Origin of the sequence: Amycolatopsis halotolerans, from assembly GCF_042647905.1 — a bacterium.
GTDB lineage: Bacteria > Actinomycetota > Actinomycetes > Mycobacteriales > Pseudonocardiaceae > Amycolatopsis > Amycolatopsis halotolerans.
In genome coordinates this window covers 1-16,696 of the sequence record NZ_JBHRWI010000055.1, presented here as the reverse complement: position 1 = coordinate 16,696, position 16,696 = coordinate 1, and the positions used below count along the sequence as shown (strand labels likewise).

General features: G+C 68.9%; 18 protein-coding genes. 8 read left to right on the top strand and 10 right to left on the bottom strand.

All coding sequences use genetic code 11. The features are described 5' to 3' along the window. Nucleotides 1-70: 70 nt before the first annotated feature. Both ACFORO_RS36745 and ACFORO_RS36740 read left to right on the top strand, forming a co-directional pair. A complete protein-coding gene (locus tag ACFORO_RS36745; protein ID WP_354739736.1) occupies nt 71-718 on the top strand; it encodes a response regulator transcription factor in 648 nt (215 codons plus the stop codon). Continuing rightward, on the top strand, nt 715-1,896 hold the full coding sequence (locus tag ACFORO_RS36740) for a sensor histidine kinase (RefSeq protein WP_377869657.1): 1,182 nt from the start codon (nt 715-717) through the stop codon (nt 1,894-1,896). The genes ACFORO_RS36745 and ACFORO_RS36740 overlap by 4 nt, the downstream gene beginning before the upstream one ends. On the opposite strand, the gene ACFORO_RS36735 is transcribed toward ACFORO_RS36740, so the two are convergent. Next, nucleotides 1,871-2,563, bottom strand: coding sequence for a YczE/YyaS/YitT family protein (locus ACFORO_RS36735; protein ID WP_354739470.1), 693 nt, complete (start codon nt 2,561-2,563; stop codon nt 1,871-1,873). The two genes, ACFORO_RS36740 and ACFORO_RS36735, sit on opposite strands and share 26 nt — an antisense overlap. A 23-nt stretch (nt 2,564-2,586) precedes the next feature. Beyond that, complete coding sequence (locus ACFORO_RS36730) at nt 2,587-4,281, bottom strand: adenine deaminase C-terminal domain-containing protein (RefSeq protein WP_377869656.1); 1,695 nt, start codon at nt 4,279-4,281, stop codon at nt 2,587-2,589. Between the two features lie 190 nt (nt 4,282-4,471). On the opposite strand from ACFORO_RS36730, the gene ACFORO_RS36725 reads away from it, so the two are divergent. Further along, nucleotides 4,472-5,380, top strand: a complete 909-nt coding sequence (locus ACFORO_RS36725) for a LysR family transcriptional regulator (RefSeq protein WP_354739466.1) — start codon at nt 4,472-4,474, stop codon at nt 5,378-5,380. Nucleotides 5,381-5,497: 117 nt separating this feature from the next. On the opposite strand, the gene ACFORO_RS36720 is transcribed toward ACFORO_RS36725, so the two are convergent. Both ACFORO_RS36720 and ACFORO_RS36715 read right to left on the bottom strand, forming a co-directional pair. After that, on the bottom strand, nt 5,498-5,851 hold the full coding sequence (locus tag ACFORO_RS36720; protein ID WP_370940397.1) for a hypothetical protein: 354 nt from the start codon (nt 5,849-5,851) through the stop codon (nt 5,498-5,500). A 40-nt stretch (nt 5,852-5,891) separates the two neighbouring features. Further along, nucleotides 5,892-6,326 carry a hypothetical protein gene (locus ACFORO_RS36715; protein ID WP_377869655.1) on the bottom strand — a complete coding sequence of 145 codons (435 nt, stop codon included), beginning with the start codon at nt 6,324-6,326 and terminating at the stop codon, nt 5,892-5,894. A 161-nt stretch (nt 6,327-6,487) separates the two neighbouring features. Here ACFORO_RS36715 and ACFORO_RS36710 point away from each other — a divergent pair, with 161 nt between their 5' ends. Next, nucleotides 6,488-6,871: a hypothetical protein gene (locus ACFORO_RS36710; RefSeq protein WP_377869654.1), complete on the top strand. Its 384-nt coding sequence runs from the start codon at nt 6,488-6,490 to the stop codon at nt 6,869-6,871. A 36-nt stretch (nt 6,872-6,907) separates the two neighbouring features. Continuing rightward, entirely contained in the window at nt 6,908-8,203 is a 1,296-nt protein-coding gene (gene hisS, locus ACFORO_RS36705) for a histidine--tRNA ligase (RefSeq protein ID WP_377869653.1), read from the top strand. A 454-nt stretch (nt 8,204-8,657) separates the two neighbouring features. Here the strand turns inward: hisS and ACFORO_RS36700 are convergent, their stop codons facing one another. Together ACFORO_RS36700 and ACFORO_RS36695 are read right to left on the bottom strand one after the other, a co-directional pair. Further along, complete coding sequence (locus ACFORO_RS36700) at nt 8,658-9,107, bottom strand: flavodoxin family protein (RefSeq protein ID WP_354739458.1); 450 nt, start codon at nt 9,105-9,107, stop codon at nt 8,658-8,660. Nucleotides 9,108-9,117: 10 nt separating this feature from the next. Next, nucleotides 9,118-10,746 (bottom strand): phospho-sugar mutase, encoded by a 1,629-nt coding sequence (locus tag ACFORO_RS36695; protein ID WP_377869652.1) that lies wholly within the window; start codon nt 10,744-10,746, stop codon nt 9,118-9,120. A gap of 57 nt (nt 10,747-10,803) precedes the next feature. On the opposite strand from ACFORO_RS36695, the gene ACFORO_RS36690 reads away from it, so the two are divergent. Next, nucleotides 10,804-11,955, top strand: a complete 1,152-nt coding sequence (locus ACFORO_RS36690) for a glycosyltransferase (protein ID WP_377869651.1) — start codon at nt 10,804-10,806, stop codon at nt 11,953-11,955. A gap of 102 nt (nt 11,956-12,057) precedes the next feature. On the opposite strand, the gene ACFORO_RS36685 is transcribed toward ACFORO_RS36690, so the two are convergent. From ACFORO_RS36685 to ACFORO_RS36675, 3 genes are read right to left on the bottom strand one after another with little or no spacing between them, the layout of a single operon-like run. Then, entirely contained in the window at nt 12,058-12,843 is a 786-nt protein-coding gene (locus ACFORO_RS36685) for a purine-nucleoside phosphorylase (protein ID WP_354739453.1), read from the bottom strand. Next, the gene (locus ACFORO_RS36680) at nt 12,840-13,268 is read right to left on the bottom strand and encodes an ABA4-like family protein (protein ID WP_377869650.1); all 429 of its coding nucleotides are present in this window, start codon (nt 13,266-13,268) and stop codon (nt 12,840-12,842) included. The genes ACFORO_RS36685 and ACFORO_RS36680 overlap by 4 nt, the downstream gene beginning before the upstream one ends. Further along, nucleotides 13,265-14,242: a hypothetical protein gene (locus ACFORO_RS36675; RefSeq protein ID WP_377869649.1), complete on the bottom strand. Its 978-nt coding sequence runs from the start codon at nt 14,240-14,242 to the stop codon at nt 13,265-13,267. Before ACFORO_RS36675 ends, ACFORO_RS36680 begins: the two co-directional genes overlap by 4 nt. Before the next feature lie 116 nt (nt 14,243-14,358). Here ACFORO_RS36675 and ACFORO_RS36670 point away from each other — a divergent pair, with 116 nt between their 5' ends. Then, nucleotides 14,359-14,979, top strand: coding sequence for a MerR family transcriptional regulator (locus tag ACFORO_RS36670; protein WP_377869700.1), 621 nt, complete (start codon nt 14,359-14,361; stop codon nt 14,977-14,979). A gap of 40 nt (nt 14,980-15,019) precedes the next feature. Here the strand turns inward: ACFORO_RS36670 and ACFORO_RS36665 are convergent, their stop codons facing one another. After that, entirely contained in the window at nt 15,020-16,372 is a 1,353-nt protein-coding gene (locus tag ACFORO_RS36665) for an FAD-dependent monooxygenase (RefSeq protein WP_377896727.1), read from the bottom strand. 120 nt (nt 16,373-16,492) lie between these two features. Here ACFORO_RS36665 and ACFORO_RS36660 point away from each other — a divergent pair, with 120 nt between their 5' ends. Further along, nucleotides 16,493-16,663, top strand: coding sequence for a hypothetical protein (locus ACFORO_RS36660; protein ID WP_377896724.1), 171 nt, complete (start codon nt 16,493-16,495; stop codon nt 16,661-16,663). Nucleotides 16,664-16,696 lie beyond the last annotated feature (33 nt).

Below are 16,696 nucleotides of genomic sequence, written 5' to 3'. Positions count from 1 at the left end.
GGTCGGATGGCCGGATCACTGCGAGTATGGACCTGTGCACGATGAGGCAGAGACCCCGGCGGCTTCCCGGGTGCTCCTGGTCGAGGACGATCGCGATCTCGCCGGGATGCTCGTCGAATTGCTCGCCGGAGAAGGTTACGAGACCGAAGTGGCCCACGACGGCCAGCGCGGCCTGCACCTCGGGCTCACCGGACGGCACGCGGTGGTGATCCTCGACCGGCGGCTGCCGGTGGTCGACGGCCTCTCGGTGCTGGCCCAGCTGCGCCGCCGGGCGGTGCCCGCGCGGGTGCTGGTGCTGTCGGCGCTGGGCGAACTGGCCGACCGGGTGCACGGCCTCGACACCGGGGCCGACGACTACCTGGTGAAACCGTTCGAGACCGACGAGCTCCTCGCCCGGGTGCGCGCGTTGTGCCGCCGCGACGAGGAGCACGCCGAATCCCTCCCGCTCGGCGCGGCGGCGCTGGACCTGCAGCGGCACGAGGTCGTGCTGCCGCGCGGCGAGCGGGTGACGCTGTCCGGACGCGAGTTCGAACTGTTGCGCACGCTTGCCCAGCGGCCCAAAGCAATCCACCCGCGGGCGTCCCTGCGCGCGGGGGTGTTCACCGAGTCCGCCGCCGAGTCCATTGTGGACACCTATGTGTACTACCTGCGGCGGAAGCTGGGGCGGGACGTGGTGAAGACGGTGCACGGCCTCGGCTACCAGATCGGGGCGGTGTGACCACCGTCGTCGCCCCGGAGGCGCGGGCGCTGCGGCGCGCGCGGCGGACCATCGCGGGCCAGATCGCCGTGGTGATCACGATGGTCGTGCTCGCCGCGGGCGTGATCGCGTACTGGGTGCTCCTGCGCGGGCAGTCCGCGGAGACCGAGCGGCAGCTGGAATTCGCGTTGAGCCACGGGCTTTCCGCGACCCCGCCCGGATGCACCTACCTGGTGACGCCCGAGGGACACGCGCCCGCCGGGCGGCTGCCGTTCACGCTCCCGCCGGTCCCGCAAGTGCCGCACGACGGTGATGTGGCGACGGAAGAACGCGTGCTCGACGGCGCGACGTACACCATCCGCACGGTGAACCGCGGCGGCGAAGTCTGGCAGGCGTACTTCAACGAGCATTACCTGATCTCTGACCGCGAGCAGCTGTTGTTAGGGCTCGGGGTGGCCGAGCTGGTGGTGCTGATCGCGTCGGTGATCAGCGGGTATCTGCTGGCAGGGCGGGCAATTCGGCCGCTGGGCGAGGCATTGCGCCGGCAACGGACATTCGTCGCCGACGCGTCCCACGAGCTGCGTGCGCCGTTGACCCGGTTGCACACCCGCACGCAGCTCCTCGCCCGGCGCGGCGGCGCGGGACCGGCCGAGCTGCAAACCCTGGTCTCGGGCACTCGGGAATTGGGCGCGGTGGTCGACGATCTGTTGTTGTCCGCGCAGGCCTGTGCCGAGCGGCCGCACCTGGAGCCGGTGCAGCTGGCGGTGCTGGCGGAACAGGCGGTGGCGGCGGAATCGGTCCGCGCGAACGACCGGCAGGTGGACCTCCGGCTGAGTCGTTCGCCGGGGCTGGAGGACGTGGTGCCGGGCGTGCCGACCGCGTTGCGGCGGGTGCTGTCCGCCTTGCTGGACAACGCGATCGGGCACACGCCGCCCGGCGGGTCGATCGAGGTGATTCTCGCCAATCCGGACGCCCGGCACGTCGAACTGCGCGTGTGCGACACCGGAACCGGCTTCCCGCAGCAGGAAGCAGAACGGCTTTTCGAACGGTTCGCCCACGGGGTGCACGGCGAGGGACGACGGTTCGGGTTGGGATTGGCGTTGGTGCAGGAAGTCGTGACCGGACACGGCGGGACCATTGCCGCGTTCGGAAAGCCTGGGGTCGGCGCGACGTTCACGCTGCGCTTTCAACGGGCTTGAGCTTTCGGGCCTGGAACTTCTTGTACAGGAAGAAATAGAGCTTGATGTACTGGCCGACCAGGACGGCGTTGATGATCGTGCCCTCCCGGATGAAATGCGGTCCGCCGAGGAAGATCAGCCCGATGCCCGCCGAGATCGCCAGCAGCGTGCAGTCGAAGACCGTCTTGATGTTTCCCCATTTGCGGCCGGTCTTCTTTTGCAGGGTGTTGACGAACAGGTCGATCGGCATCAGCACCAGATTGGCGCGGATCATCAGGAAGAGCCCGAACGCCAGCATCGCGTCGGCGAGGAACAGCAACGCGAGATTAGCCGCGTAGGGCGCGAGCGAGATCCACTTCGTCGCCATCAGGTTGAAGTCGAGCAGTGCGGCCAGAATCAGTGCTGGAACCAGCGAGAACAGATTCTTGAGTTTGAAGGCCCTTGGCAGCACCAGGAAAGTCAGCCCGAGCATGAGCACTTCGAGCATGAGATTGAACGTGCCCTGGCTGAGCGGCGGGAGCACGAGCGTCATCGTGCGGGTCAGGCTGCTTTGCGGGGAGATGCCGATCCCGGCCCGGATGGCCAGGCCGAGACCGAGCGTCAGCAGGTAGATGCCCGCGATGTAGGTGATCCACCGCCGCACCACGTTTCCGGTGTCGATTACTCCCGCGTCTTTGTCGTAAGGCACGACCGCGACCTCCTCGTTGAGGGTTACTTCATGAATCCGAAACGGTCGAGCGAGATGAACAGGGTCAGGAGTTTGTTGACGACGGGCTCGCCCTCGTTGCGGTTGCCCAGTTTCTCGAGCGCGGCGTCGACCGAGCGGGTCGCGTCGACGAGTTCGGCGAGGTTCATGTCAGCCATCACGCCGTAGAATTCCAAGGGCAGACAGGCTTTCGTCTCGCCTTCCTCGGTCACGATGCAGCCGCCGACCAGGGTGTCCAACTGCTTGAGGTTGGCGTACATTTCCGCGCTGTCGCTGCCGACGCTCACGAAGTACGCCGACGGGGCGGGCCAGAACGTCGACACCGCACCGCGGTCGATCGAGACGCCCTTGAACAACCCAGTGACGATGTGCCGCTTTCCGTCGGCGTAACGCTGCACGACCGAGATCCGGTTGAGCCGCTCGCCTTCGTGCTCAGGCACGACCGCGCCGTCGCGGAACGGTACCCAGATCTCTTGGGCGAACTTGAGATGCCCGCGCCCGTAGACGTCGAAAAGCAGCACCTTCGCCTGGTCGCCTTCGGGCGAAATTTCGAGCGGCACCAGGTCGAGTTGCTCGGCGGTCAAATCGGCGAGACCCGGCTTCGGTTCCTTGGCCAGGCTGGAGTAATCGATGCCGACACGGTTGAGCAGCTTGCGGTCGCGCGCGACGAGTTCGCCGCCCTTGAAAACATACCGCGGGTTGATCTTCGCGAGGCTGTCGGTGAGGACGATGTCGGCGAAGCGACCCGGGCTGAGCGAACCGAGGTCGCGGTCCTTGCGGAACGAGCGGGCGGCGTACAGCGTGCCCATTTTGATTGCCTTGATCGGCGGCATTCCCATTTCGATCGCCAGCGAGATCACCCAGTCGATATGGCCTTGCCGCAGGACTCGGTCGACCGAGATGTTGTCCGCGCAAAGCTGGAAATTCTCCGCGGGCCAGCGCCGTTTCACGATGGCACGCAACATGGTCCGGATGACCTCGGGACTTCCGACGCCGAACTTGATCTGCGTGTTCAGCCCGTAGCGGACGCTCTTTTCGATGTCGTCCTCGTTCCAGACGTCGTGATTGTTGTCGACGCCGATCGCGGGCATGTAGTTCAGCAGCATGTCCGACAGCGCCGTGACACCCCAGTGGCAGTTCACGAACCCGGAATTCGCCCGGCCCAGCGCGGACTTGCGGAAGTCGTCGGCGTCCCCGGTCATGTAGGACAGGTGGGCCAGTTCGCCCAGCCCGATCACCGGATCCATCTTCAGCATGGCCTCGGTGACGTCGGTCGAGGTCTTCTTCCCCGGCGCGAACGCGTAAAGCCGATACGGCAGCTTTTCGTGGTCGGCAAACAACGTCTGGACGGCTTCCACCGCCTCGTCCCCGGCCGCGCTGGCGAAGTCCAGGGTTTCCCCGAAGACCGTGGTCGTTCCACTCGGGACGATCGCCTCCCCGAACGCGGCCGGATGCGCGAGCTGCGACTCGAAATGCAGATGCGCGTCGATCAAACCGGGGATCGCGTAAAGCCCTTCGCCGTCGAAGACCTCGCGCACCCGCACGACCGACTCGTCGGGGTTCAGCGCGACGATCCGCTGCCGGTAAACGAGAAGCGAGCCGGGATAGACACTTTCCGTGTGCACGTCGACGATGTGGAGATTGCGCAGCAGCAGGTCCGCCTCCTGCTCGCCGGAGAGGATCCCGAAGATCGTCCGCACGTGATCTTCTTGCGCGGCAACGTCTTCGGCCGGGATCGGGGGATACGTCGTCGGATCCTGCACAGTGTCCTCGCTTCGCTGTCGTTGGTGCACTGATAGAACCCGGCGCATACCGTTGCTGACAAGCATTCATTTTCGTACGACGTGTACTCTTTTTTCGTACGCTAAGGAGGGCTAGGGAGGTTCACCCGTGCTCCACTCGCGGTTGCTGCAGTACATCGACGAAGTGGCGCGCCTCGGCTCCATCCGCGCGGCCGGCGCGCGGCTGCACGTCGCGCCGTCGGCGATCAACCGGCAGATCCTGCTGCTGGAGGCGGAACTCGGCCAGCCGCTGTTCGACCGCCTGCCGCGCGGGATGCGCCCGACGCCGGCCGGCGAGGCGCTGCTCGCGCATGTCCGGCGCACGCTGCAGCAGTACCGCGAGACCGTCGCGGACATCCGCGACCTGCACGCGCTCGGCAGCGGCGAGGTCGTGATCGCCACGATGACCGGCCTGGCCAGCAGTGTCGTCGCCACCGCCGCGGCGGCGTTCCGGGCGCGACATCCGCGGGTCCGCATCTCGATCCGCACGATGACGACGCAGGACATCCTGCACGCGGTCGAGGCCAGCGAAGCCGATCTCGGGCTCGGCTTCAACGTCCCGCCGTCGGCGCACCTCGAGGTCTGCTGGCAGATGAACACCCGGCTCGGCGTGGTCGTCGCCCCGCACCATCCGCTCGCCGGCGCGGACCCGATCCCGCTCGCGCAGTGCCCGCCCTACCCGCTGATCTTCGCCGACCGCTCGATGGTCATCCACGGCATCGTCGCGGAAGCCTTCGCCAAAGCCGGTCTCGACATCGAACCGGCCTTCCACACCAACTCGATCGAGACGATGAAACGACTCGCGGCCTCCGGCGACGCCATCGCGTTCCTCAGCGAATTCGACATCGCCGAGGAGATCCGCGACGGCCGCCTCGTCTTCCGCCCGGTCCGCGACGCGTTCAGCAACAACGTGGTTTCGTTGGTGCGGCGGGAAAAGCACGGCCACGGACTGGCGAGTTTGTTGCTGGCCGAGGACATCGTGGGCGCGCTGGCCCACGCGCAGACTCCGCGGCCGTAATGCTCAACCCGCCCGGCTCTGGCCTGACGCTGCGAAAGTACGTGAGGGGAACCCTGAGGGAATCAGATTCCCTCAGGGTTCCCCTCACGTACCTCTGCGGGAGTCGAGCTGGGCGGGTCAGTCGGTGAGCGTGTCCGTCGGCAGCAACGCCCGCAGCCGCCGAGTCGTCGCCTCATATTCGACGTAAGCGCGCGAGTTATCCGGCCCTCCGGCGGCCATCAGTTCGTCGTGCGCGATCGCCTGTTCCGCGATCACCGACGCGAGCAGCACCAGAAACCGAGCCGAACGCTCGGAACGGACCGCCATCTCGGCGGAACCCGGCAGACCCCGCTCGGCGAACCCCTCGAACACAGCAGTGTTCTCGCGCTGCTTCTCCGCCAGCAACCGGCAGGTCGCCGATTGCTGGCGGAGTTGGTCGGCATAAGCCACCTGCGGCGAAGCGGCATCCCCGGGCTGGCTCACGCCCGACATGATGCCCGTTCCCCGCCGCGGGCAGCCACCGGCTCGGTTCCTAGAGCACGACCACCGCGAACACCTCGGAGGTGGCGGTGGCGAACAGGGTGGTTTCGGGGTGGAAGACCCGCAGCGTCAGCGTCCCGGACACGTTCAGCCGGAGGCCGAGGTCGAAGTCGTTGTCCGGCAAGCACGAGGCGGAGGCGAGGTTCACCCAGACCCCGGCCTGGGTTTCTTCCTGCAGGTACAGGATCTCGTCGTCGGCGCGGCCCGCCGGTCCGGTCGCCACGTGCCCGTGGATCCGGATCTGCTCTCCCTTGTGCACCCTGGACTTGACCGGCCCGGCCTTGATGTGGACCGGCTTCTTCTTCGCGGCCTGGTGCGCGGCCGGAACCGCGGCCTGAGCGGGCACGGCGGTCAGACAGAGGCCGCTGAGAGCGAGGGACAAGGCGAGACCGGCCCATCGGGCGGGTCGCCGCATCGAGGTAGTCATGAACTTCACCGCAGTCCACTGCCGCTCGCGCCGCTGCCCAATTCCCTCGACGGTCGGGGGACAGCCACCGGCAAGAGGGAAGGCGTGACCGTCGGTGAGAAGTTTCGTGACAGTGTTTTAAAACGGTGTTATGGTCGCTTCCGCACCCCAAGGAGGCGACCATGCACGGCCCAGTCCAGTTGTTCACCGTCATCGCGCTCGTATCGCTGCCGACCGTCATGTACGGCGGCTACGCGCTCAGCGGCGTCCTGCGCCGCGGCGACCTCACCGAGAAGCAGCGCGGATTCTTCCGCGCCGGACATGCCCACGCCGGCGTGCTGCTCGTCCTCACGCTCGCCGCGTTGCAGCTGGTCGAGCACGGCGGCCTCGGCGACACCGTGCGCTGGATCGTCTGCTTCCTGCTGCTGTTCGGCGTGCTCGCGCAGTCCGGCGGGTTCTTCCTCGCGATGCTGCGCACCCGCGTCGGCATGAGCGTCACCACCGGCGGCGCGGTGCTGCTCGGCGCGGCCATGCTCCTCACCGCCTACGGCGTCGCGTTCCCCTGACGAAACGGCTGGCGCCGGGTCGTTAAGCTGGATGACGTGCCTGAATACCTGTCAACTGCGCCTGTCAAGGGGACCCGAGACTTCCTCCCCGCCGAGATGTCCGTCCGTACGCAGGTGTTCGGCCATCTCTACGACGTGCTGGAGCGCTACGGCTACCTCCGCTACGACGGCCCGGTCCTGGAGCAGGCGGAGGTCTACGAGCGGAAGTCCGGCCAGGAGATCGCCGACCAGCAGCTGTACACGCTCACCACGCGCGGCGGCGAGCGGCTCGCGCTGCGCCCGGAGATGACGCCCTCGGTGGCCCGGATGATCGCCGGCCACGCGAAATCGCTGTCGTTCCCGGTGCGCTGGTACAGCCACCCGAACTGCCACCGCTACGAGCGCCCGCAGCGCGGCCGCGTCCGCGAGCACTGGCAGATCAACGCCGACATCTTCGGTTCGGAAAGCGCGAACTGCGAGATCGAGATGTTCGAGCTGATCCACGACCTGATGGGCGGCCTCGGCGCGAGCCCGGACATGTTCGCGGTGCGCGTCAACGACCGGAACCTGCTGTCGTCGGCGCTGACCGACGTCGTCGGCATCTCGCCGGACCACCTGCCGCAGGTGTTCGCGCTCGTCGACCGGTGGGAGAAGACCTCGGCCGAGGAGCACGCGGCCAGCGCGGCCGAGATCGGGTTGTCGGACAAGCAGTACGAGAAGCTCGCCGAGGCGCTCAGCGCGGGCCCGGCGCTGCTCGACGAACTGCCCGCGGAGGTCAAGGCCGAGTCGAACCTGGTCAAGGTGCTGTCCAGCAGCGCGGCGAGCCTGGTCCGGTACGAGCCGCTGATCGTGCGCGGGCTGGCGTACTACACGTCGACGGTGTTCGAGGTTTTCGACACGTCGCCGCAGAACCGCCGCGCGCTGTTCGGCGGCGGCCGGTACAGCAACCTCGCCTCGATGTTCACCAAGGAGCAGATCTCCGGCATCGGGTTCGGCATGGGCGACGTGACGCTGATGGACTTCCTCGACACGCACGGCCTCACGCCGCAGCCGCGCAGCGAGGTCGACGTCACCGTCATCCCGGTCACCGAGGACCTGGCGGACCCGGCCCGCGACGTCGCGACGACGCTGCGGAAGGCGGGCCTGCGCACGTCGACCCCGCTGGAACTGCGCAAACTGGGCAAGGAGCTCACTCGCGCGGACAAGGCGGGCGCGGTCGCGGTCGTCATCGTGGGCGAGGAGGACTGGGCGGCGGGCCGGGTGACGGTCCGGAGCCTGGCCACCCGCGAGCAGCAGCAGGTCGCGCTGGCGGACGTGCCGGCGGCGGTGCGGGCGATGGTCTCGCCTGCCTGATTTTCGCCGAGACGGGCGTCGGTCTTCGGACCGGCGCCCGTCTTGTTTATCCGTCGAGCGGCGGATCCGGTGCGGTTTCGTCACTCACGGCAGTCGGTCGCCGCCGAATCGGCCACTCGACTGGACGCTCCACAATGGACAGTCAAGATCGCCGCGCTCGCCCCGGGCGCGAGGGTCGATGGTCCACTGACTGGGACGACGGCCGGGTCAGATCCAGGTTTCTCCGGCTTTGCGGGCCTGGTCGGCGCCCTCGGAGTTGATTCGAGCACGCTTGGTTGTCATTGCAGGGTCGTCATGATCGGTTCTTTGTAGTACCCTTGCGTAGTCGAGGTTGATCGCCTTCGTTGCGAACCCTTGACTTGGCCTGTTGCCGGAGGTCGACCCCCAGGGCTTCCGGTGACAGGCCTCTTTACTTTCCCCGCACTGGCTTTCGGCCCCGCTCAGCGGCCGCCGCTCACATGAGCGTCGCGGCAAGGGTTCCGCCGAGTTCGGTCACCGCTTCCAGCGCGGCTTTGTCCGGTTCGCCCGTCACGAGCACGGGCTCGGCCACCCGGGTCCAGCCGAGCCCGGTCGTGATCGCGTCGAGTTGCCGCACGGTCCCGGACGTGTCGTTGTTGCCGTGCACGTACGCCCCGAACGGACGGCCTTTCGTCGCGTCCAGGCACGGGTAGTACACGGTGTCGAAGAAATGTTTCAACGCGCCGCTCATGCTGCCGAGGTTCGCCGGCGTACCGAGGAGGTAGCCGTCCGCGGCCAGCACGTCGGCCACTGTCGCGCCGAGCGCGGGACGGCGGACGACGTCGACGCCTTCGATGTCCGGATGGTTCGCGCCGGCGAGCGCGGCCTCGAACATCGCCTGCATCGACGGCGACGGCGTGTGGTGCACGATCAGCAACGTGGGCATGGTTCTCCCGTCAGCGCAGCAGCGCGGTGATCTCCTCGCGGACCGCGTCGAGAACTTCCGTCGCGCTGCGCCGCGCGTCGGCGAGCTCCCCGGTCACCGGAGCCACCACTTGCAGGTACGCCTTCAGTTTCGGTTCCGTGCCGGACGGCCGCACTACGACACGCACGCCGTCGCCGCTCAGCCGGAGCACGTCGGCGTCCGGCAGGAGGTCTTCGAGCGTCACCGGCACACCGCCGAGAGAGGCGGGCGGGTTCGCGCGCACCGAGGCCATGAGGCGGCCGCGCACGGCGAGATCGGTGACCCGCAACGAGACTTGATCGGTGAGGTGCACGCCGTGCCGGGTCGCGATGTCGTCGAGGACGTCCAGCAGGGTGCGGCCTTCCGCCTTGAGCGTGGCCGCCAGGTCCGCGCCCGCGACCGCGGCGGAGATGCCGTCCTTGTCGCGAACAAAACTCGGGTTCACGCACAGTCCGAGGGCCTCCTCGTACGCGAACACCAAGCCGTCGCCCGCGCGGACCAGCCATTTGAACCCGGTGAGCGTTTCCGCGTAGCGCGCGCCCCTTTCCTTCGCCACTTCGCCGAGCAGCGACGAGGACACGATCGTGGTGGCCACCAACGGATCTGGATTGTCCGTTGTGGACAGAACGTGCGCCCCGAGCAGGACGCCGGTCTCGTCGCCGCGCAGCATCCGCCAGCCGTCGGGGCCGCGGACGCCGAGCGCGCACCGGTCGGCGTCCGGGTCGAGCGCCACCGCGAGGTCGGCGTCCACTTCGGACGCCAGCGCCAGCAGGAGGTCGGTCGCGCCGGGTTCCTCGGGGTTGGGGAACGAGACGGTGGGGAAGTCGGCGTCCGGTTCGGACTGGGCGGAAACCAGGTGTACATCGGTGAATCCGGCCCGCGAAAGCGCGGCCCGCAGGGTCTCCGCGCCGACGCCGTGCAGCGCGGTCGCGGCGATCCGCAGCTCGCGTGTCGTGCCGCGCGGCAGCGCGCCGACCGCGGAAAGGTACGCCTCGCGCGGGTCGACAACCTCGGCACCGGGCTTGCGCGGAATGCTCCGTGCGGCCGGGGCCGACTGGATCGCGCGCTCGATTTCGCCGTCGGACGGCGGCACGATCTGTCCGCCGGTGGCGTCGTAGAGCTTGTACCCGTTGTCCGCGGGCGGGTTGTGCGACGCGGTGATCTGGATTCCGGCGACCGCGCCGTAGTGCAGCACCGAGAACGCCAGCACCGGCGTCGGCAACGGCTGCGGCAGCACCTTCACCGCGAATCCGGCGGCAGTCAGCACTTCGGCCGCCGCGGTGGCGAACGCCTCCGAACCGTGCCGGGCGTCGCGGCCGACCACGACCACGCCGCCCGCTTGCCCCTGCGCGGCGAGCCACGCGGCGACGCCCGCGGTGGTCCGCGTGACGACCGCGACGTTCATCCCGTTCGGACCCGCGCGCACCGGCCCGCGCAGACCCGCGGTCCCGAACTCCAGCGGCCCGGCCATCCGGTCGGCGATCTCCTCGGCCGCGCCGGGCTCCTTGCCCATCGCGCGGGCGAGAACGGCGGTCAGTTCCTCGCGCGACGCCGGATCCGGGTCGTCGGTGATCCAGCGGTATACGGAATCGCGCAGGCGGGAATCGAGGCTGTCGGACACCCTGGCCAGCTTACGCGGATCCGGAAACTGGGTGGTGCCTGGCGATACGCTCGAGCGGTGCGCATACTTTTCACTTCCCTCGCGTCTTACGGACACCTCTATCCGTTGCTGCCGCTGGCCGTCGCCGCGCGCGCCGCGGGCCACGACGTGGTTTATGCGACCGCCCCCGACTTCCATCCGACGCTCGAGAAGGCAGGCCTCGAAACCGCCGCCGCCGGGCTGACCCTGCAGGAGGCGTTCGGCCGCCTGTTCGCCGGGGACACCCGCGGCCGCCACGAGATCCCGGAAGCCGAGTTGAACGAGGCGATCGGCAAGGGGTTCGGCCGGCTGCTGCCCACCGAGTTCATGACCGACCTCGCCCCGGTGCTCGCCGAGCGGAAACCGGACCTGGTCGTGTACGAAGTGGGCAATCCGGGCGGCGCGTTCGCCGCGCACCGGGCCGGGATCCCCGCGATGGCACACGGATTCGGCCGGGTTTCGCCCGGCGGCCTGGTGGAGCACATCGCCAAGCGGATCGGCGAGCTGGCCGCCGAACTCGGCCTCACCGGGGACAGCAGGCTGTTCTGGGGTCATCCGTTCGTGGACATCTGCCCGCCGTCGGTGCAGGCGCCCGAGTTCGTCGCCGGGGCGCGGCGCGTGCCGCTGCGTCCGGTCGGCTGGAGCGAACCGGGCGAGCTGCCGTCCGGCATCGAAGGCCGCGACCGCAGCCGTCCTCTGGTGTATCTGACGCTCGGCACCACCGGAGCGAGCCAGGCGCATCTGCTGACGTCGGCGTTGCGGGGACTGGCCGCGCTCGACGTGGACGTGCTGGTGGCGACCGGTCCGTCCGTCGACGTCGAGGCGCTCGGCGAGGTGCCGTCGAATGTGCGGCTGGAGGCGTGGGTTCCGCAGTCGGAACTGCTGCCGCACGTCGATCTGGTGGCGCACCACGGCGGAAGCGGGACCACGCTGGGCGCGTTCGCCGCCGGGGTGCCGCAGCTGGTGCTGCCGCAGGGTGCGGACCAGTTCACCAACGCCGACGCGGTGGTCGAGGCCGGTGCGGGCGCGAAGCTCCTCGGCGACGAACTGACGACGGACGCGGTTCGGGAGACCGCCAGCCGGTTGCTGTCGGACAGCACGGTGGCGGACGTCGTGCGCGCGCTGGCGGCGGAGGTCGCGGGGATGCCTTCGCCGGAAGAAGTAGTCGCGCAGCTGCCGCAATACGTGTGAGCTGCTTGCGCCCCAATGTGGCGTTGGGTGCGTGGGACGCACCGAACGCCACATTGGGTGCGTGGGACGCACCCAATGCCACATTGGGGCGCTCGCCGGAACTCACGCGCGGGCGACGAGTTCCTTCAGCAGCGAGCCCATCCGCGTCGCCGACTGCCGCCCGGCCTCGAGGACTTCCTCGTGGTTGAGCGGCTCGCCGGTCATGCCCGCGGCCAGGTTCGTGACCAGCGACAGCCCGAACACCTCGAGTCCGGCCGCGCGGGCGGCGATCGCCTCCAGCACGGTCGACATGCCGACCAGATCCGCGCCCATGGTGCGCAGCATCCGGATCTCGGCGGGCGTCTCGAAGTGCGGTCCGGGCAGGCCCGCGTACACGCCCTCCTCCAGCGAATCGTCGATCTCCCGCGCCAGGTCGCGCAGCCGCTTGGCGTAGAGATCGGTGAGGTCGACGAAGTTCGCGCCGACGATGGGGGAGCGCGCGGTCAGGTTGAGGTGGTCGGAGATCAGCACCGGCTGTCCGACGCTCATGCCCTCCCTCAGCCCGCCCGCCGCATTGGTGAGCAGCACGGTCCGCGCGCCCGCCGCCGCGGCCGTGCGCACGTTCTGCACGACCGGGTCGATGCCCTTGCCCTCGTAGTAATGCGTGCGGCCGAGCAGGACCAGCGCGCGCTTCTCGCCGATCCGCAGGGACCGCACCGTGCCGCCGTGGCCGACGGCTCCGGGCGGGGTGAAGCCCGGCAGTTCGCCGAACGGGATCTCCGCGTCGGCGGTCCCGATCACGTCCGCGGCCGGACGCCATCCCGAACCCAGCACCACGGCGATGTCGTGCTTCTCGACGCCGGTGCGCTCGGCGATGACGGCCGCGGCCGCCTCCTCCAGGTTGCTCATGCCGCCGAGCGTATCCGGGCACTGCGCACGACGAGGAACGCGACCAGGCCGAACGGCGACAGGAAGATCGTCAGCAGGAGCAGCGGGCTGAGCACCCACCACGGGATCCGGTGCGTGCGCGCCTCGAAAAACATCCAGCGCGCGATGAACAGGTCGAACGCGATGAGGTGCGCCCAGACCAGCGCGGCCCCGTACGGCGTGCTCAGAAACCCTTGCAGCACCCCGAGATCCGGTCGTTGCATGGCGTGCCACAGCTCCCCGAAATGCGGGACGGCCAGCACGAAGTACCAGACCAGCGGCAGCAGCGGCACCCACGGCGAGGCCAGGACCCGGCGGGTGCCGCGCCAGCCGGGCAGGAAGATCATCAGCGCCCAGAACGGCACCGCGACCGGGAACGTCCAGGCGAAGACGGTCAGGTCGCTCACCGGACCGCCTTGCGGACCGGCACCAGCACCGACGCCGCGACAGCCGCCGCGACGACGCCGACCAGCAGGCCGGCCGCGGCCAGCGTCGTGCCGCTCGGGTAGATGAGCGGCTCGCCGCGTTCGGCCTGCCACAGGATCAGCCCGACGAGACCCGCGTAGCCGATCGAACCCGTCCACACCAGCCGCACGCGCACCGCGCTCTCGCGCAGCCGGGGCAGTCGCGTGGCGAGCACCGCGAGTCCGAAAGCCAAGAGCGGCAACGCTTGCAGCCCGTGCAGGCCGATGAAGTGCGCGATGCGCAGGTCGCCGCCGGTGGTGCTCCAGCCGAGCAGCGGAAGACCGGGGCCGCCGTCCGCGACGCCGACGCTGTGCGCGCCGATGAGGTCGGAATGGCCGGTGGCCTTGATCGTGGCCCGCTCGATCGGAGTCGGCTGGGTCATGGTCGCGCCGAGACCGGCGCCGATCAGCGCGACGACCGCGCCGGTGCGCACCGCCCAGTACACCGCGCGGTCCTCGATCCGGGTGAACATGAGCACGACGGTGCCCACGAGCGTGGCGAGCCAGAGCGCCGCCACCATCACGCCCATCGCCTGGAACAGCGCGGCGTCGAACGGGGACGTATTCGCGAAGTGGCTCGGCCGGGCGCGGGCCGCCTGGAAGGCCATCGCCACGTATTCGGCGGCGAACAGCACGACGGCGACGGTCGTGGCGACGCTCGCGACCTTGCGCGACCGGCCGCGCAGCAGCGAAACGAGCCAGCTCCAGGTGAAGAAGTAGAGCCCGCCGGACACGGCGAACTTGAACGGCTTCGCCCACACCGGCGAGCCGAGCAGGGTCCGGTGGTCGATCAGCATCGCCGCGATGGAAAGCACGGTCGCGACGGCCATCGCCCCGGCGAACCACAGCGAAGGCCGGTGCCAGGTGCGCATCCGTGCGGTGTTCAGCGTCGCGGGCGGGTCGACAGTGGTGGTCATGAGGTTCCTCCCAGTATGGATAGTGCTGCTCTCCACTATGGGAAGTTAAACTATCCATCCTGAGATGTCCTCAGGGTTTTTCCCGGAAGTCCGGAAGTAGGGTCGAGCGGGTGCGGATGGCAGAGCTGAGCGCCGAGTCCGGGATCCCGGTGGCGACGATCAAGTACTACCTGCGGGAGGGGCTGCTCCCGGCCGGCGAGCGGACCAGCCCGAACCAGGCGCGCTACGGCGAGGAGCACGTGCGGCGGCTGAAGCTGATCCGCGCGCTGGTCGAGGTCGGCGGGCTGTCGGTGGCGACCGTGCGGGAAGTCGTGGCCGCGGTTGATTCAGATCGGGCCGCGTACAACGTGCTGGGGGTCGCGCAGCGGGCGCTGACCGTGTTCAAGGCCGAGGTTCCCGTCGATGACCGGGAGTGGGCGATGGGGTTGCTGACCTCGATCGCCAAGGAGCACGGGTGGAAATTCGGGCCGGACAATCCGGCGGCGGATTTGCTGGTGGGGACTCTCTGCACGATCCGTGCGCTGGGGCACCAGGCGTTGCTCGATCAGCTCGGGCGGTACGCGGAGATCGCCGATCGGATCGCTGAGGCCGACTTGGACACCCTTGAGGCGGGGGTGTCGATGGACCGGATCGTCGAGGCCACGGTGGTGGGGACGGTGCTGGGGGATCGGCTGTTCGAGGGGTTGCGGAGGCTGGCGCAGGCCGCGGAGACCGCGCGGCGGTATACGGAAGGGTGAGCGCGGTCCCCGGGAAGGCTTTCCCGGGGACCGCTTGTGGTCAGGCCAAGGGCAATTCGGCCATCGCGTTCGCCAACTGTCCGGCGGTGTCTCCGGCGGCCCAGACGTGTCCGTCCGGGCGCAGCAGCACGGCGGACGTCGGCCAGGGCAGTTCGGTTTCGTGCAGCTGGAGGTCCGCGTTCGCGGCCAGGTCCTTCAGCGCCGGGATGGCTTCCTTGGCGAGCAGCACCGGACGGCCTTCGCGTAGCAGGTGCAGTTGCTCGCGGGTGGCCGGGAAGCGCTGGCCTGCCAAGGGACTGTTGCCCGGGTAGCGCACGTCCAGTGCGGTGACCGTGTTGGCCAGTGCGGTTGCTACGTCGGGGTGGGTGCGCAGCAGGTCCGTCATGAACCGGCGCAGAGACTGGCCTTCCTCGGTGGTGGCGGTGATCAGGGCGGTCTGGGCCTTGGTGTGCTCGCCGAGTGCGACGCCGACGGGGTGGCGTTCCGGGTGGTAAGTGTCGAGTAGCGCGGGGTCCGCGTGGCCCCGCTGGACTGCGGCGAGCTTCCAGCCCAGGTTCATCGCGTCCTGGAGGCCTACGTTCAGTCCGACGCCGCCTGCCGGGAAATGTCTGTGCGCGGCGTCGCCTGCCAGGAACACCCGGCCTTTTCGGTACTCCGCCGCGAGCCGGGTCGCGTTGCCGAAGCGGGACAGCCATACCGGGGAGTGCAGGCCGAAATCTGTACCCGCGATCAGGTTTGCCGTCTCCCGCAGGGATTCCAGGGTCGGGCTGGGGTCGGACGGCGCGGAGCCGGTGACGCGCCACAGCCCGCCGGGGAGCGGGGCCACGATCAGCGCGCCGTGTTCGTTGTGCCAGTAGCCGGGTCCCTCCGGCGGGTCGGTCAGCTCGACGTCGCCTAGGAATCCGAAGACGGTCGAGTCAGTGCCGGGGAAGTCGATGCCTGCCGCGTGGCGGATGGTGCTGCCCGCGCCGTCTGTTCCGACGACGTAGTCCGCGGTGATCTCGTACTCCCCGTCTGGCCCGATGACCTGCAGTGTCACGCCGTGGTCGGCTTGGCTCAGCCCGGATACCCGGTGTCCGCGCCGGAGTATCGCGCCCTGGGCCAGTGCGTGTTGTTCGAGGAGTTCTTCGGTGCGTAGTTGCGGGTGGGCGAGTTGGAATGGGAACGGCGTGGCCAGGTCTTGGAAGTCCAGGCGGGCGGGCAGCATGCCGAAGTGCCCGTCCGGCAGGGACAGTCCGCCGTCGAGGAAGGCTTGTTCTTGTTCGCGCATCGCGAGGACTTCGATGGTGCGAGGGTGGATAGCCAGCGCTTTCGAGTGCGGGCTGCGGTGTTCGGCCTGTTCCAGGACTAGGGGATGGCTGCCGCCTAGGGCCAGTTCGGCTGCGGTCCACAGGCCTACTGAGGTTTTCTCAGTAGGGCTGGGCGGGGTGCGTGTCGCCGGGAGATGAGGCGTGGGGCCGCTGGTAGGACTGGATTTGCGAAGATCAAGTCCGAGAAAACCCAGGGGCCCCACGTGATTGCCTATGGTGCCACGCTCGACGTGGCGCGCGAGCTTGCCCTGTTCGTCGCGCGCGTCCTGCACGCCGAACGCCGCGCCCGGGGCACCCGCCGCGGCCGACGCGCGCTGACCCCGTATCGCCAGGCGGTGCTCGCGCTGGCCGACCCTGTCATGATTTCCGTGTAAGCCACGGATGGTTTCTTCTTTTATTCTAGTGGA

Coding starts and splice junctions, on each gene's coding strand:
- ACFORO_RS36720 (WP_370940397.1), bottom strand. CDS start 5,851: ATGTCGGGCGTGAGCCAGCCCGGGGATGCCGCTTCGCCGCAGGTGGCT.
- ACFORO_RS36715 (WP_377869655.1), bottom strand. CDS start 6,326: ATGACTACCTCGATGCGGCGACCCGCCCGATGGGCCGGTCTCGCCTTG.
- ACFORO_RS36710 (WP_377869654.1), top strand. CDS start 6,488: ATGCACGGCCCAGTCCAGTTGTTCACCGTCATCGCGCTCGTATCGCTG.
- ACFORO_RS36700 (WP_354739458.1), bottom strand. CDS start 9,107: ATGCCCACGTTGCTGATCGTGCACCACACGCCGTCGCCGTCGATGCAG.
- ACFORO_RS36685 (WP_354739453.1), bottom strand. CDS start 12,843: ATGAGCAACCTGGAGGAGGCGGCCGCGGCCGTCATCGCCGAGCGCACC.
- ACFORO_RS36675 (WP_377869649.1), bottom strand. CDS start 14,242: ATGACCACCACTGTCGACCCGCCCGCGACGCTGAACACCGCACGGATG.
- ACFORO_RS36670 (WP_377869700.1), top strand. CDS start 14,359: ATGGCAGAGCTGAGCGCCGAGTCCGGGATCCCGGTGGCGACGATCAAG.